Annotated in this window: 15 protein-coding genes; 9 read left to right on the top strand and 6 right to left on the bottom strand. The window is 66.2% G+C overall.

Features of this window, described 5'->3' with window-relative positions; translation table 11 throughout:
• Positions 1-136 precede the first annotated feature (136 nt).
• From ACQPZ2_RS15135 to ACQPZ2_RS15110, 6 genes are read left to right on the top strand one after another with little or no spacing between them, the layout of a single operon-like run.
• On the top strand, positions 137-1,261 hold the full coding sequence (locus ACQPZ2_RS15135) for an amidohydrolase family protein (RefSeq protein WP_433526119.1): 1,125 nt from the start codon (positions 137-139) through the stop codon (positions 1,259-1,261).
• Between the two features lie 4 nt (positions 1,262-1,265).
• On the top strand, positions 1,266-2,477 hold the full coding sequence (locus tag ACQPZ2_RS15130) for a thiolase C-terminal domain-containing protein (protein ID WP_433526118.1): 1,212 nt from the start codon (positions 1,266-1,268) through the stop codon (positions 2,475-2,477).
• Positions 2,474-2,908 carry a Zn-ribbon domain-containing OB-fold protein gene (locus ACQPZ2_RS15125; protein WP_433526117.1) on the top strand — a complete coding sequence of 145 codons (435 nt, stop codon included), beginning with the start codon at positions 2,474-2,476 and terminating at the stop codon, positions 2,906-2,908. Before ACQPZ2_RS15130 ends, ACQPZ2_RS15125 begins: the two co-directional genes overlap by 4 nt.
• 3 nt (positions 2,909-2,911) lie before the next feature.
• Positions 2,912-3,127 (top strand): hypothetical protein, encoded by a 216-nt coding sequence (locus tag ACQPZ2_RS15120; RefSeq protein ID WP_433526116.1) that lies wholly within the window; start codon positions 2,912-2,914, stop codon positions 3,125-3,127.
• Positions 3,128-3,166: 39 nt separating this feature from the next.
• On the top strand, positions 3,167-3,991 hold the full coding sequence (locus ACQPZ2_RS15115) for a mycofactocin-coupled SDR family oxidoreductase (protein WP_433526115.1): 825 nt from the start codon (positions 3,167-3,169) through the stop codon (positions 3,989-3,991).
• 24 nt (positions 3,992-4,015) lie between these two features.
• A complete protein-coding gene (locus tag ACQPZ2_RS15110; RefSeq protein ID WP_433526114.1) occupies positions 4,016-5,479 on the top strand; it encodes an aldehyde dehydrogenase family protein in 1,464 nt (487 codons plus the stop codon).
• A gap of 50 nt (positions 5,480-5,529) precedes the next feature.
• On the opposite strand, the gene ACQPZ2_RS15105 is transcribed toward ACQPZ2_RS15110, so the two are convergent.
• The 3 genes from ACQPZ2_RS15105 to ACQPZ2_RS15095 are packed head-to-tail and all read right to left on the bottom strand — an operon-like array spanning position 5,530 to position 9,088.
• A complete protein-coding gene (locus ACQPZ2_RS15105) occupies positions 5,530-6,252 on the bottom strand; it encodes an ABC transporter ATP-binding protein (RefSeq protein ID WP_433526113.1) in 723 nt (240 codons plus the stop codon).
• A complete protein-coding gene (locus ACQPZ2_RS15100) occupies positions 6,249-7,055 on the bottom strand; it encodes an ABC transporter ATP-binding protein (RefSeq protein WP_433526112.1) in 807 nt (268 codons plus the stop codon). Before ACQPZ2_RS15100 ends, ACQPZ2_RS15105 begins: the two co-directional genes overlap by 4 nt.
• Entirely contained in the window at positions 7,052-9,088 is a 2,037-nt protein-coding gene (locus tag ACQPZ2_RS15095; protein ID WP_433526111.1) for an ABC transporter permease, read from the bottom strand. Before ACQPZ2_RS15095 ends, ACQPZ2_RS15100 begins: the two co-directional genes overlap by 4 nt.
• Positions 9,089-9,278: 190 nt before the next feature.
• On the opposite strand from ACQPZ2_RS15095, the gene ACQPZ2_RS15090 reads away from it, so the two are divergent.
• Positions 9,279-10,523, top strand: coding sequence for an ABC transporter substrate-binding protein (locus tag ACQPZ2_RS15090; protein WP_063039293.1), 1,245 nt, complete (start codon positions 9,279-9,281; stop codon positions 10,521-10,523).
• A gap of 51 nt (positions 10,524-10,574) precedes the next feature.
• Positions 10,575-11,270 carry a hypothetical protein gene (locus ACQPZ2_RS15085; protein WP_433526110.1) on the top strand — a complete coding sequence of 232 codons (696 nt, stop codon included), beginning with the start codon at positions 10,575-10,577 and terminating at the stop codon, positions 11,268-11,270.
• Between the two features lie 98 nt (positions 11,271-11,368).
• On the opposite strand, the gene ACQPZ2_RS15080 is transcribed toward ACQPZ2_RS15085, so the two are convergent.
• The 3 genes from ACQPZ2_RS15080 to ACQPZ2_RS15070 form a co-directional block, all read right to left on the bottom strand.
• The gene (locus tag ACQPZ2_RS15080; RefSeq protein WP_433526109.1) at positions 11,369-11,962 is read right to left on the bottom strand and encodes an RNA-guided endonuclease InsQ/TnpB family protein; all 594 of its coding nucleotides are present in this window, start codon (positions 11,960-11,962) and stop codon (positions 11,369-11,371) included.
• A gap of 10 nt (positions 11,963-11,972) precedes the next feature.
• Positions 11,973-12,182, bottom strand: coding sequence for a helix-turn-helix domain-containing protein (locus tag ACQPZ2_RS15075; RefSeq protein WP_433526108.1), 210 nt, complete (start codon positions 12,180-12,182; stop codon positions 11,973-11,975).
• 153 nt (positions 12,183-12,335) lie between these two features.
• Positions 12,336-13,508 (bottom strand): thiolase family protein, encoded by a 1,173-nt coding sequence (locus ACQPZ2_RS15070; RefSeq protein WP_063039297.1) that lies wholly within the window; start codon positions 13,506-13,508, stop codon positions 12,336-12,338.
• 131 nt (positions 13,509-13,639) lie between these two features.
• On the opposite strand from ACQPZ2_RS15070, the gene ACQPZ2_RS15065 reads away from it, so the two are divergent.
• Positions 13,640-14,758 carry an acyl-CoA dehydrogenase family protein gene (locus ACQPZ2_RS15065; protein ID WP_433526107.1) on the top strand — a complete coding sequence of 373 codons (1,119 nt, stop codon included), beginning with the start codon at positions 13,640-13,642 and terminating at the stop codon, positions 14,756-14,758.
• The last annotated feature ends 6 nt before the right edge of the window (positions 14,759-14,764 follow it).

Below are 14,764 nucleotides of genomic sequence, written 5' to 3'. Positions count from 1 at the left end.
CCGATGCCCATGTTCGCCGAAGCGCCACTTACTGCGCAAACCCAATTTCTAATGGCAAACCATTAGAAATTGACGTAGCATCCGATTCGAGACCTACCTGCCGCGGCGCTCGCGGCCCGAGCTTCAGAGGACCCTCATGCCGAAAATCTGGACCAATTCCGGCGACTCCCACTTCCTCGAACCGACCGATCTCTGGGAATCGCGACTGCCCCAACGGCTCGCGGAACTGACGCCGAAGTCCGAGAGGGATCCCGACGGCGAGTACGAGACGGTGCACGTGGACGGACAGTCGTTCCGACGCAAACTGCCGAGCTCGGTGGCCGTGGAGTTCCTCGAGGCGAGTCGCAAGGCGCAGGGCATCCGCGATGCGCGAGCGCGGCTGCGGGATCTGGACCAGGAAGGCGTCTGGGGTGAGGTGATCTTTCCTTCGCTGGGGATGTGGGCATCGACGTTCCGGACTCCCGAACTGCTCCGGGCCTGCATGCGGGCCAGCAACGAATGGGCGCTCGAGGAGATCGCCGCGGTATCGGACCGCTATGTCGTGACCGCCCAGGTGCCGACGCTGGTGGTCGAGGATGCGATCGCCGAACTGGAATGGGCGGCCGCGCAAGGCTTTCGAGCGGTATTCCTGCCGACCACCCCGCATGCCAGCGCTCCCGACTGGCACCGATCGGATTGGGAACCGTTCTGGGATGCGGCCGAACGCGCGCGCATGGTGCTCGCCTTCCACATCGGGACGGATCCGGTGGATATGACCAGCGGCGGTGCGGGCGTCGTCTACCGCGGCCCGGGCGGCGCGGTTCTGAACTACGCCGAATCGACCTTCTCCGGTCAGCGGGCCGCCATGAAGATGGTCGCGTCCGGCGCGCTCGATCGACATCCGGATCTGAAGGTGCTGATCTCCGAGGGGGGCGCCACCTGGATCCCATTCCTCGGTGATCGCATGCTCGAGGGCTACCGGCAGCACCACATGGCGGTGCGGCCGAAGCTCGCGCGCGATCCGAAGCAGACCTTGATGACGCAGGTCTACGCCTCGTTCCAGCACGATGAGACCGCGGTCGCCGCGTATACGGCGATGGGCTATCGGAACGTGATGTTCGGTTCGGACTACCCGCATATGGAAGGCACCTTCGGCCACACCCAGGACACGCTGAAATCGCTGTTCGACGGTGTCTCGGACGAGGTCCGGCTGCGGATAACGCAGGGCGCGTTCTTCGAGCTGTTCCCCCATGTTCCGCCGATTCCAGCCGACGAGGTGTGAGCCGATGGCCAGCGATACGGGATTGCGTGACGTCGCGATCGTCGGTGTGGGAGCCACCCCCTACTACCGGCGGGGTGAATCCGCGGGCAACAGCATCGTCCAACTCGCGGGCGAAGCCATCCTCGCCGCTTGTGCGGATGCCGGGCTGTCGGTGCGGGATATCGATGGTTTCGCGTACTACTCGGGCGCGGGCGCCGGGTACGGCGACAAGATGGAGTCCGTCGACTTCATGGAGACCCTCGGTATTCCCGAAATCCGTTTCTCGGCGTCGCTGACATCCGGTGGCGGCGGGTCCGCCGGAGCGATCGGCCTGGCCCGGGCGGCCATCGTTGCCGGTGACGCTTCGGTCGTGGTCACTGTCATGGCGCTGCAGCAGCAGAAGCAACGCCTCGGCACCGTGATAGCGGCCAAGCCGGTCAGCCCGGTCGGGTCCTTCCTGCAGCCTGCCGGGCTGGCTGGTCCGGGCCACCTGATATCGGTGCTCGCCCGGCGTCATATGCATCAGTACGGCACCACCAGGGAAGCGTTCGCCGAAATCGCGATATCGACCAGGCATAACGCGCTGAATCGCCCCAAGGCGATGAAGCGGACGCCGCTGACCAAGGAGCAATATTTCAGCGGGCGCATGATCGCCGAACCGCTGTGTGTGTACGACTTCTGTCTGGAGACCGAGGGCGCGGTCGCGGTGATCACTACCTCGATCGATCGCGCTCGCGATCTGCGCCGGCAGCCGGTGCCCGTGGTAGCCGTCGCGCACGGCGGCACCCGGGATTGGGGGCGCGCCTTCTCGTGGTTCGGCATGCCGGAGGAAAGCTTCGCCTCGTCCGGACATAAACCGATCGCCGGGCGGCTGTACAAGCAGGCGGGAATCACAGCACAGGACATCGATGTGGCGCTCATCTACGACCACTTCACCCCGATGGTGCTGATGCAGTTGGAGGATTACGGATTCTGCGAGAAGGGCGAGGGCGGGCCGTTCATCGAGAGCGGCGCGATTCGGTACACCCCACGCAGAAAACCGGGAACCATCCCGGTGAACCCGCACGGCGGACAGCTCTCCGAGGCCTACATCATCGGCATGACCCAGATCGTCGAGGGCGTCGAGCAACTGCGCGGCACCGCGATCAACCAGGTGGCCGACGCTGAATTCGCGCTCTGCACCGGCGGACCCGCCAGCCTGCCGGTCAGCGGTCTGATCCTGGGGCGTGACCGATGAACGCCGCGCGCTTGGCCACAGCGCTTCCATCGGACTTCGTCGCGATCACCACCGACTCGGTGACCGAGCCGTTCTGGCAGGCGGCGAGGCAGCGGCGGCTGGTCGCACCGCAATGCGCCGACTGCGCGACATTTCGGCTACCGCCGACGCCGTTCTGCCCGGAATGCCTGTCCACCGCGGTGGACTGGCCCGAATTATCCGGCCGCGCAATCATTTACAGCTTCGCCGTGGTGCACGGCTTCCCTGGATTGCCGGACGTGACTCTGGTCCCCGCCGTTGTGGACTTGCCCGATGCCCCCGGTGCCCGCTTGGTCACGAACGTCATCGATATCGAACCCGAGCAGGTGCGGATCGGTATGGAGCTGATCGTCGACTTCCATCCGATCAGCCACGGCTGGCTCCTGCCGGTATTCCGGAAAGCCGAGGAGTGAGCGATGGACGACGAATACGACAGCGCGCTCGAGGAGAAGCCGCTCGAATTCCTGACCAGCATCGCGAACAGCGGCGGGGCCTGCGATGGCCAGGCGATCGTCCCCGACGGCGAGCACTACCGATGCTGGTGCTCCTGCGGCGAATGGACCATCCAGGCATCGACCCAGTGGGAAGGCCTGCGTCTCGCGCGGGCTCACACCGGCAGCACGCCGAGCTGATCGGCGGCACGCATGAACAGCCAAAAATATGGAGGTGCAATGGCATCGGACAACAAGGTCGCATTCATCACCGGTGTCGCCCGCGGGCAGGGACGCGCGCACGCGGTGAAGCTCGCGGCCAAGGGCATGAACATCATCGGTCTCGATATCTGCGACGACATCGCGTCGATGGACTACCCGAACGCCACGGCGGATGACCTGCGGGCCACCGTCAAAGCAGTCGAAGAGGTCGGCGGCACGATCGTTGCCGAACCAGGCGATGTCCGCAGTTCCGCCGATTTGCAGCGGGTGCTCGATCTGGGCCTCGAGCGTTTCGGGCGCGTCGATGTGCTGCTCGCGAATGCGGGGATCGTGCACCTATCCGAAGGCGGTGACCGCGACCGCATCTGGACCGACATCATCGATGTGAACCTGACGGGCGTGTGGCGCACCATCGAGGTGGTACTTCCGGCGATCCGTGCCGGTGGGCGCGGCGGGTCCATCGTGATCACGAGTTCCTCGGCCGGTATCAAAGGGGTCGCGAGCGATAAGGCCGGGGCCCAGGCCTATACCGCCGCCAAGCGCGGCCTGGTGGGTCTCATGCAGGTGCTCGCCAACCAGTACGCCGCCGAAATGATCCGGGTCAACACCATCCACCCGACGGGGGTGGTTTCCGGCATGACGCAGAACCCGGTCATGGCGGCGCTGCACGCGCAGGCGGCCAGCGGTGACAAGAACACGATCAGCCAGATGCAGAACGCCCTGCCGATCGACATCCTGCAGGCCGAGGACATCGCCAATGCCGTCGCGTGGCTGGTGTCCGACGAGGCGGCCTACCTGACCGGAGTCCAGCTACCGCTCGACGCCGGATTCACCATTCGCTGAATTTCACCCATCACGGAGGTATGAATGCCCACGATCGCTCCCCGAGTTCAACTTCGCTACGGGGATACGGTCCTCGACTCCGGGTCGGGCGGCGTTTTCGAACATCGCAATCCCTATACCGGCGAGGTTCAGGCGCGAATTCCCTTGGCCGGTGTGGCCGAAATCGATGCGGCCGTCGAATTGGCTGCCGCACAGGCGGATTCGTGGCGGCGCTGGACGCCCGAGGCGCGGCGCGATGTGCTGACGCGCTTCGCCGACCTGTTGATCGAACACCGTCAGGATTTCGTCGATCTGCAAGCGCTCGACGGCGGTACGCCACTGCACTTCGGGCGGCGGATCATCGACAACTCGATCAGTTGGGCGCGCTACTACGCCGGATGGTGTGACAAGTTGTCCGGCGAACTGATCTCGACTCTCGACACCCGCGAGTACTTCTCCTACACCGCGCCCGAGCCGTACGGCGTGGTGGGCATCATTGTCACCTGGAACGGACCGGTCATCTCCCTCGGCATGAAGGTGGTACCTGCGCTGGCGGCCGGAAACTGCGTCGTGGTGAAACCATCGGAGTTCACTCCCTTCTCCCCTGATCTGTTCGCGCAACTGCTGCGGGAAGCCGGTGTGCCGCAAGGAGTTTGCACCATTCTCACCGGTGGTCCGGAGGCCGGAGCCGCCCTGGTTCGGCATCCGAAGGTGGCGAAAGTGAGTTTCACCGGCGGGCCCGTTGCGGCGCGCCAGATCATGCACGCGTGTGCCGACCAGCTCAAACCCGCGGTGCTGGAGTTGGGCGGTAAGACCGCGAGCCTGGTGTTCCCGGACGCCGGAGACCTCGAGGCCGTAGCCAACCGCGCTGTGCGCGACTGCATCGGAGTACTGGCGGGCCAAGGCTGTGCCGTGCCGAGCCGCCTGATCGTGCACGAGGACATCTACGACGAGATGGTCGAACGGGTTACCGCCATCGCGGCCACCTACAAGGTGGGCGATCCGTTCGATCCGGAGGTCAAGGTCGGACCGCTCATCAATGCCGCCGCCGTCGAGCGGGTGTGCGGCATGCTCGACCGCGTCCGGCGTGACGGCGCGGGCCGAATCGTGCTGGGCGGCAACAAGGCAGGCGGCGACCTCGCGGACAAGAACTTCGTGGAGCCGACGATCATCGTCGATACCGATCCCGGCCACGAGATCGCGCAGACGGAGATCTTCGGCCCGGTGCTGCTGATCTTCAAGTTCTCGACCGATGACGAGGCGGTCGCGTTGGCCAACAGCACGCCCTACGGGCTCGGTGCGAATATCCAGTCGACCAATCTCACCCGGGTGCACCGACTCGCCGAGCGACTGAGCGCGGGCGGCGTCTACGTCAACGGCGCGCGCCAGAACCTCCCGCATACGCCCTTCGGCGGCGTTGGGATCAGTGGTTACGGCAGGGAAGGCGGGCGGGCCGGAATCGACGAATTCCTGCGCTACAAGACGGTTTCCATCATCGAGCCGGAGTGATCCGAAAAGGGGCCGAGGCGATGCGCCTCGGCCCCGTTTCCATGCGCGCCTCAAGCCGCGGTGGCGTCACCGAGATAGCCGCGCAGCAGTTCGTCACCGGCCTGGTCGGCGGCACCCGACCAGGCGATCCGCCCGCGCTGCAGGATGAGACAGTGGTCGGCGAAAGCCAGTGCGCGACTGGCGAACTGCTCGATCATGATCACCGCGACACCGGCCGCCCTGGCCCGCTGCAGGCTCTCGAAAACCACATCGACCATCTTCGGCGCCAGGCCGAGCGACATCTCGTCGGCGATCACCAACCGCGGTTCGACCATCAGCGCCCTGGCCAGCGACAGCATCTGCTGTTCACCGCCGGACAGGGTGCCCGCGGCCTGGCGCTGCCGTTGCCGCAGCACGGGAAAGATCTCGAAGGCATGCTCGATGGCCGCGGCTCTGCGCCGCCGGTCGGCCGCGGTGGCCATGCGCAGATTCTCCAGCACGGTCAGGGTCGGGAATACGCCGCGGCCTTCGGGCAGATGCACCAGGCCCGCGCGCCGGATCCGGTCCGGCGTCGCGCCGGTGATGTCGCGGCCGTCGAGTTCGACGATTCCGTCCACCGGTGCGACGAGCCCGGACAGCGCCCTGGCCAGCGTGCTTTTTCCGGAACCGTTCGGCCCCAACACGGCGAGCGCGCTGTTCGGGTGCACATCGAAGGTCACGCCCTGCAGTGCCTGCGCGGCGCCGTAGCGGACGCTCAGGTCGCGGACGGCGAGCAAGGCAGATGTGGTGGTCATGCCGAGGTCCTTTCCTCGTCGGGGCCCGCGCCAAGATACGCGGCGCGCACGGCCGGATCCGCGCGGACCTCGGCCGGGGTTCCTTCGCTGATCTTGACGCCGAAGTCGAGCACATGGACGACATCGCTGAGCCCGAGCACCAGATCGACATCGTGCTCGACCAGCAGCAGCGAGACGCCGTGGTCGGCCACGACACGGCTGAATGTGCCCGCGAGCTCATCGGTTTCGCGTGCGTCCAGCCCCGACGACGGCTCGTCGAGCAGTAGCACATTCGGATCGACGGCCAGTGCCCTGGCGATCTCGACGAGCCGGCTGGTGCCGAGCGGCAGCCCGGCCACCGGCAGATCGGCGTGCCCGGTCAGTTGCAGTGCGGCGAGGATCTCGTCGACCCGCCGGTCCTCGCCGGCGGGGGCGCGGCGGAAACCGCCCGCCGTCACGAGGTCGGTCCACATCCGGCTGCGTGCGTGCCGGAGCCGGTAGCCGAGCACCACGTGTTCGCGGACGGTGAGTCCGGGGAACAGCTCGGGATGCTGGAAGGTGCGGGCGAGACCGCGCCGGGCCCGCGACTGCGCACTTGCCTTGGTGACGTCGTGACCGTCCATCAGGACGGCGCCGGAGCTCGGTTTCAGCAGTCCGGACAGCACCGCGAACAAGGTGCTCTTACCCGCGCCGTTGGGGCCGACGAGACCGACGATGGAAGCGGGCGGGACCTGGAGGTCGACGTCGTTGAGGGCGACGAGTCCACCGAAGCGGACGGTCACGCCCTTGGCCTCGATCCGCGGTGGAGTTGGGTCGGTGGTCATGCCAGGTCTCCCGGAGTCAGCTGTGGTTCCTCGACGCGCTCGCGAGATTGCTCCGCAGCCGGTGTCGTCTCGGAACCCGTTGTTACCTTTGATATTTCGGAGCTCTCGACGGCGGGCCGTCGGCCCTGCCACCAACGAATGACATCGTCGAGTTGCCGCGCGTGCATCGCGACGATCCCGTCCGGATTGCGGGCGAGCATGATCGCACCGAATCCGAACATGATGACCGGGATCTCGGCCCAGCTCGTCGGCAGGTAGGTCTGGAACACGCTGGGCAGCACGGCGAAGGCCACCCCCGCGACCAGCGCGCCCATGATCGACCGTGAGCCCAGGGTGACCAGGACCGCCAGCCAGACCAGACCGGTGAACGCGTTGAACGAATCGGGCAGGGCCGACTGGTAATTCAGCGCGAGGAATCCACCGCCGATCGCCGCGACGAACGTGGCGAGGGCCGATACCAGCACCTTGATCGGAAGAATGCTCAGGCCCAGCGTGCGCGAACCGGGTTCGCTCCACCGGACCGCGGTCACCGCGAGTCCCGCGGTCGAACGCCGCAGATTCACCACGAGCAGACCGAGCCCGACGAACACCACCAGGGCGAGCAGAGCGAATGTCGCGTTGTCCGCGGCCCATTCGGGGCGCGGCATATAGATGCCCTGGCCGGAGTTGTAGAACCGGTCCCGCATGAAGATCAGGTTCTGGGCGAGCAGGCCGAAGGTCAGCGTGACCAGGGCGACGTACAGGTTGCCGAGGCGGATCGTGAGCAAGCCGAGGATCACACCGATCGGCACGATGCACAGCGCACCGACCAGGACCGCCACCAGTGGCGACCACCCGGAATTGGTGGTCAGATCGGCCGCGAAGACGGCACCCAACCCCGCGAAAGTGATCTGACACAGCCAGATCATGCCGCCCTCACCGGTCACCAGCGTGAACGACAGCAGCGCGATCGCGAGCGCGATACCCGCACCGACCAGACCGGCCCAGAAGTCCTCGAGAACCAGGGGCAGTACCGCGACGATGACCAACGTGACCACGGCTGCGACGAGCGCGGCCGTCGGTCGGGTCCGCCCGGTGCGTGACCCGCCCGAACTACCGGGCGCTCCGGCATCGGCCGTGCGGATCGCGCGATCGAGCGCGCCGCCCGCCGTGGTGTCGCCCGCCTGTCCACGTACCGCGTAGTACAGCAGGAAGACCAACATGAACATGAACGGGATGCTCGGCACGATCTGCGCCGAGAACGGGCTCTGCGGGTCGAGGTAGCGCTGGATGACATTGGTGACCACACCCATGGCGAGCGCGACCGAGACGGCCATCGGCAGATTGCGCAGCCGCGCCGCGACCACCGCCGCGAAGGCGGCCGACATCAATGAGGTCATGCCCTCGACCGTGAGTCCCGCGGTCGGCGCGACGAGCACACCGGCAAGTCCGGCTAACAGTGCACTGAATGCCCATACGCCGAGCGACACCCTAGTCGGACTGACTCCGGACATGGCGGTCAGCGCCTCGGAGTCGACCAGGGCCCGAACCCGCAGGCCGATATCGGTATACCGGAGCAGCCCGGTGCCGACGAGCAGAACCACCGCCAGGCCCGTATAGGTGATCACCTGGTTCATATCGACGACCGCCCCGAATACGTGGAATATCCGCAGCGGTTGGGGAGCCAGGCCGGGCGCCGTGGTGTTCACCAGGTGTCCAAGCACCAGGTTGACCAGCGGTGGCAATGCGACCGAAAGGCCGATCGTCGCAACGATCTTGACCAGCGGTGAGCGCAGCCGCAGGTAGCGGAAAAGCAACGCGTAGAGCGCGATGCCGAGGGCCGGGCCGAACAGCCCGATCGCGACCACGGCCGCGAGCGGTATCGACCACCCGTGTTCGACGTGCAGGAAGTAGTAGAAGCGGGCGACGGCGAAGGCCATGGCACCGAAGGCGAAGTTGAAAACGCCCGAGGAAACGTAGGTCACGACCAGCGATGCCGCGGCGATTGCGTAAATCGCGCCGAGGGCTAGCCCGGCGAGAACGTAGGAGAGCAACGGTGAGGCCCCTAACCAGTTCGACGCTCTGAAGGTATGGGTAAGAGTGCGCTAATAGCGGGTCAGCGTCAAGGATTTTGTCCGGATTCTTCTCGAAAACCGGATACAAAGGGTACTGAATATGCTCAACTGTAGCCCTCATAGCCGTCCGGGCATCGAAGCCGGACCGGCGATAGCTAGAGGAGTGCAGATGCGCAGAGTCGGTGCGATCGCAGCATGGGTATGCGCCGCAATGTTTTTGGTTCCCGCGTGCGGCAGCGGCGGCCCAGCCGATACCAGTGGCCCGATCAAGGTGGGCGTGCTGACCTCGCTCAGCGGCGCCGCGACCGCCAACTACGCAGGTACCGAACCCGGAGTGAAAGCCCGCTTCGCCGCATACCAGGCGGCGAACGGCAAGTGCGCGGCGCGCGGCTTCGACGTCGTCATGGGTGATGACCAGTCCACGCCGCAGGGCGCGTTGACCGCGGCGCAGAAGTTGGTGCAGCAGGATCACGTCTACGCGGTACTGCCGGTGAGCACGTACTTCTACGGCGCGGGGCAGTACGCGGGCACCCAGGCGAGCAAGACGCCGTTCCTCGGCGCCGGCTTCGACGGCGGCGAGCAGTGGTTCAACCCGAAGTACGACAACCTATTCGCCGCGACGGGTGGTACCGACTACAACAAGACCGCGACGACCCTGGGTGACTACTGGAAGAAGATCGGCGGAACCAAGGCCGCCGTGCTCTCCTACAACACCCCGAGTGCCACGAAGTCGGCGGAAGGCGCGGCACTGTCGGCCGAACATGCTGGGCTGACGCGCGGTTATGTCAACATCCGTATTCCGTTCGGGACCACCGATGTCGGTCCCTACGTCCTCGGCATCAAGGAATCCGGTGCCGATGTGCTGTACGCGCCGGTCATTCCGGATACCGGGTTCGCGCTCATGACCGGACTGCGGCAGGCCGGAGTCGAGATGAAGTCCGTGCTGCTGGCCACCGGCTACGGGGCGGATCTGCTGAAGTCGCCGCCCGCGATCGCGGCGGGCCAGGGCGTCGGCTTCATGACTTCCTTTGCACCGACGGAAATGAATACCGAAGCGACCCGGGCGTTTTCGGCGGCGCTGAAGCAATACGCGGGCTCGGAGACCGGTATCCCGTCCTTCTCGATGGCGGTGGGCTGGGTCAGCGCCGACCTGCTGATCGAGGGGCTCGAGAAGGCCGGTTGCAACGCCAGCCAGGAACAGTTGATGTCCGCGCTGCGTACCGACAAGACCTGGACCGCCGGTGGATTGTTTCCGAAACCTGCCGATTTCGAGAACCGCGGCTCCTACTCCGTCGGCTCCCCGGGCAACTGCACCTTCATCTCCATCCTGCGCGGCGACAAGTTCGTGCCGGACACGAATGGCGCTCCGGCCTGCGGCGAGCAGATTCCGGATCTGAAGGTCGTGCCGAAGTAGACGTCCCTCCACATCGAAGTCCGAGGGATCCGAAAGAAAGAGAAACACAGGATGAGGAAAACCGCAGCCGCCGGTGTGTTACTGGCAACCGCGCTCGCTGTCACCGCACAGGCCGGTGTCGCCGCACCACAGGCCGACGACGGCGTCCATTACACGGCGAACGTCACCGACAAATCGACGATCATCAGCACCGATGCCGGTTCGATGGCCGTGGAGGACGGGGTATTCAAGATCAAGGCAGCCAATGGGGTCACCCTCGCCGGTGCCGAATTGGCTTTCCGGGTGGACGATTTCGTCTTCCCCATCGCCGCGGAGATCACCGATCGCACCGCCACACTGACCCCGCAGTTCGATCGTGAACACGCGGTGTACAAGCCGGTCGCCCTGCCCTACGAGGACCAGGCCCCCTGGAAGACCCAGTACGACCGGGAACAGGCCGCGTTCGGCCGAATGTTGGGCACCGTCACGATGGGTGCGACCATCGGCTCATTGGTCGGCGGCATCAGCGGCGGGGCCGTCGGCTGTGTCCTGGGCGGCATTGCCGGTGCCACCGTCGCCTCGGCGACGATCGTCGGATTGTTCGGTGCGTTCATTCCCGCCGCGGCCATCGGCTGTCTCGGCGGAATCGTGGCCATCGGCGCACTGGGCACCCTGGCCGGACAGATTCTGGTGACCGCGCCGATCGCGATCATGGCGGCCGTCCAGTACTTCACCACGATCAACTCGCCGATGCCCGCACCGAAGTAGCCCGAATCGGGAAGACCTGACAGGGACGCCCGCATCGCTACAGCGAGCACTCTGGCCGCCACAACCAGAGTGCTCGCTCGATCGATGAGATCGCTCAGTCAGCATTCCAAAGCGCGGATGATCGCCGTGGAGTGTTTGTGCGTCCAGTCCAGGCGGGTATCACGCACGACGGCGTGAGCCTTCGCCACCTTGACACGTGCCTTGTCCCGGTTGCAGCTGCCTTTCTGTTTGCGGCTCAACGCTTTCTGCGCCGTCCGGAGACGACGTTCGGCGCGCCGGAAGAACCGTGGGCTTGCGATCGTGGTGCCATCGGACAGCACCGCGAACGTTGTCAGTCCGAGGTCGATCCCCACCTCTGTATCGACTTCGGGCAGCGGCTGATCACTGGTTTGCACGACGAACGATGCGAAATACCGTCCAGCGGCATCTCGGATGATAGTGACCGACGATGGTGTCGACGGCAGCTCCCGCGACCACCGCACCGCGATATTGCCGATCTTCGGTAGCCGCAGCTTCCCACCATCAGTGACCGCGAAGCGAGCGTTGGTGGTGAACCGGATGCTCTGCCGATTGTCTTTGCGGGACCGGTAGCAGGGCCGGGAAACCTTACGCCCCTTTCGTTTCCCGCTGAGTGAGGCGAAGAAGTTGCGGTATGCGGTGTTCAGGTCCGCCAGCGCTTGCTGCAACACCACCGCCGACACCTCACCAAGCCACGACCGCTCCGGGGTTTTCTTCGCAGCGGTAAGCCCGCGAGAGCGTGGCATCGCTCAGATACGGCTCGCCTGCGGCTCGCGCATCCTGCCGTGCGCGTAGCGCGTCGTTGAACACCACTCGCGCGCACCCGAATGCCCGTGACAGCGCTTGCTGCTGTCGGGGTGTCGGGTATACGCGAAAGTTGTACCGCAACTGCACATCTCACACGTTACAGATGGCTGGGCTCGTATTTCGCGGGTTCGATCTGTGACACGCCGCTGTCGATGTTGACACAGGCCCTCCGCGCTCGGCGGTTCGACGCCCGACCCCCGCAGCGCCCAGTCCTTCGTCCGGCCTCTCGATCACGGCCACTCAGACCGTGATGACCAGTGCCGACCCCATGCCGCCGCCCGCGCACATGGCCGCGACCGCGGTACCGCCGCCGCGACGGCGCAATTCATGGGCCAGGGTCACCACCATCCGGGTGCCGGTGGTCGCGATCGGATGGCCGAGGCTGCAACCGCTGCCGAACGGATTGACCCGCTCGGGATCCAGGCCCAACCCACGCACGGCGGCCACGGTCACCGATGCGAAGGCCTCGTTGATCTCGAACAGATCCACATCGCCGATGCCGATTCCGGCGCGGTCCAACGCCTTTCGGATCGCCTCGATCGGCGCGAGGCCGGTGCGCACCGGATCGACGCCGACGCTCGCCCACGACCGCACGGTGGCCAGCGGTGCGAGCCCGTGTTCGGCCGCCAGTTCGGAACTGGCGACGACCACCGCGGCCGCACCGTCGTTCAATCCGCTGGAGTTACCGGCGGTGATCGAGAAGCCCTCGATCTCCGGATGCAGCGGCTTCAGCGCCGCGAGTTTCGCCATTGTGGAGCCGCGGCGCGGATGTTCGTCGACGTCGAAAACCGAGACCCCGCCGTCCCGATCGGTGACCTTGACCGGGACGATCTCGTCGAGGAACCGTCCGGCGTCGATCGCCGCGATGGCCCGCTCGTGCGAACCGAGGGCCCAGGCGTCCATCTCCTCCCTGGACACCCCGGCCAGCCGCGCCGTATTCCAACCGACGAGCATCGCCATATCGTTGCTCGGCGCCTCCGGCGTCGACACATGCGACGGCGAACTCCACGGGTCTTGCCAGTCGTCGGTACCGGGAATCCGCCGCCGCGAAACGGGAGCGGTCGAGAACGACTGGGTCCCACCGGCGATCACCGCACGATCCATCCCGGCCAGCACGCTCCCGGCGGCGGTCGCGATACTCGCCAATCCGGAGGCACAGTGCCGGTTGTGCGCCAAGCCGGGAACATGTGTCAGCCCGGCCTCGATCGCGGCATATCTGGCGATATCGCCGCCACCGGCCACCGATTCGCCGAGCACGACGTCATCGATCAGCTCCGGCGGCACGCCGCTGCGTTGCGCCGCCTCCCGAACAACGACGGTGGCGAGATCGAAGGCGCTGGTGTCGCGCAGGGTGCCCTTGCGGGCGGTGCCGATGGCGGTACGGCAGGCGGAGAGCAAAACGGCGTCAGTCATATAATTCGTTGTACTCTATTACCGCGCCGCCTGAAAGATGCGCGGCGAAAAGCGTGGTGAATCTCGACTCGAGATGTAAAAAAGGATACCTTCGCAATGACGTTTATGTCTTCGGCATCGGGTGGTGACTGATGAACTTCGAGCTCAGCGACGAGCAGACGATGTTGTGCGCTGCCTCGCGCGACCTACTGTCGGACCGGGCGCCGATCGCGGCGTTACGGACCTGGATGGAGCGCGACGAAGACGTCGACCCGCAGCTGTGGCGGCTCACCGCCGAGCTCGGTTGGCCCGGCCTGGCGCTACCCGAGGAGTACGGCGGTGCGGGCCAGGGGCTGGTCGAGCTGACACTGGTTGCCGAGGAGATCGGGCGCGGGCTCGCACGCGGCCCGTTCATCTCGACCGCCGTCGTCGGTGCCGCGATCGCCGCGGCGGGTGCACCCGCACTGCGGGCCGAGGTGCTGCCCGCGCTTGCCGATGGATCCGGTTGGGCCACGTGGGCTTTCGCGGAACCGCGGGCACCGTGGACCCTGGACGGGGTGCATGCCGAAGCCCGCAGCGACGGGGACGAGTTCATTCTCGATGGGGTCAAGACCGCGGTGCAGGATGCGGGCGGCGCCCGCTGGCTGCTGGTCACCGCGCGGCACGAAGGCGTTCCGACATCATTTCTCGTCGACCGGGACAGCGCCGGGGTCACCGTGCGGCGTCAGCAGGTCCTGGATCTGACGCGCGCGTTCTACGAGGTCCGGCTCGAGCGGGTGCGCGTCCCGGCCCAGCGCCGCCTCGAGGTCGGGCCCGCCGAGGTGCAACGGCTGCTCGACTACGCCTCCGTACTGCGATGTGCCGATGCCGTCGGGGTCATCGCGCGCATGCTCGAACTCACCGTCGAATACACCGAGGCCCGCGTGCAATTCGGGCGGCCGATCGGCACCTTCCAGGCCGTCAAGCACGCGTGCGCCGACATGGCGATGTTCGTGCACGGCGCCCGCGCGGCCACCTACTACGCGGCGATGGCCGCCGATGCCGATGACGCCACGCGCGCGGCCTGCGTCGCGGCCTCCTATACCTCTTCCGCCGCTGGGGAAGTCACGGCCCGTGCCCTGCAATTACACGGTGGCATCGGCTTCACCTGGGAGCACGACCTGCATCTCTACCTGCGCCGAGCCGAGACCGACGCCGTCCTCTACGGCGGCGTCACCGTCCATCGGGACCGGCTGTGCACCCTGCTGCAACAGTCCCCCGCATCCGTCTGAACGAGA

The sequence above is a fragment of the Nocardia pseudovaccinii genome (genome assembly GCF_050942345.1).
GTDB classification, from domain to species: domain Bacteria; phylum Actinomycetota; class Actinomycetes; order Mycobacteriales; family Mycobacteriaceae; genus Nocardia; species Nocardia pseudovaccinii.
This window is presented reverse-complemented; position numbering and strand designations above follow the sequence as displayed.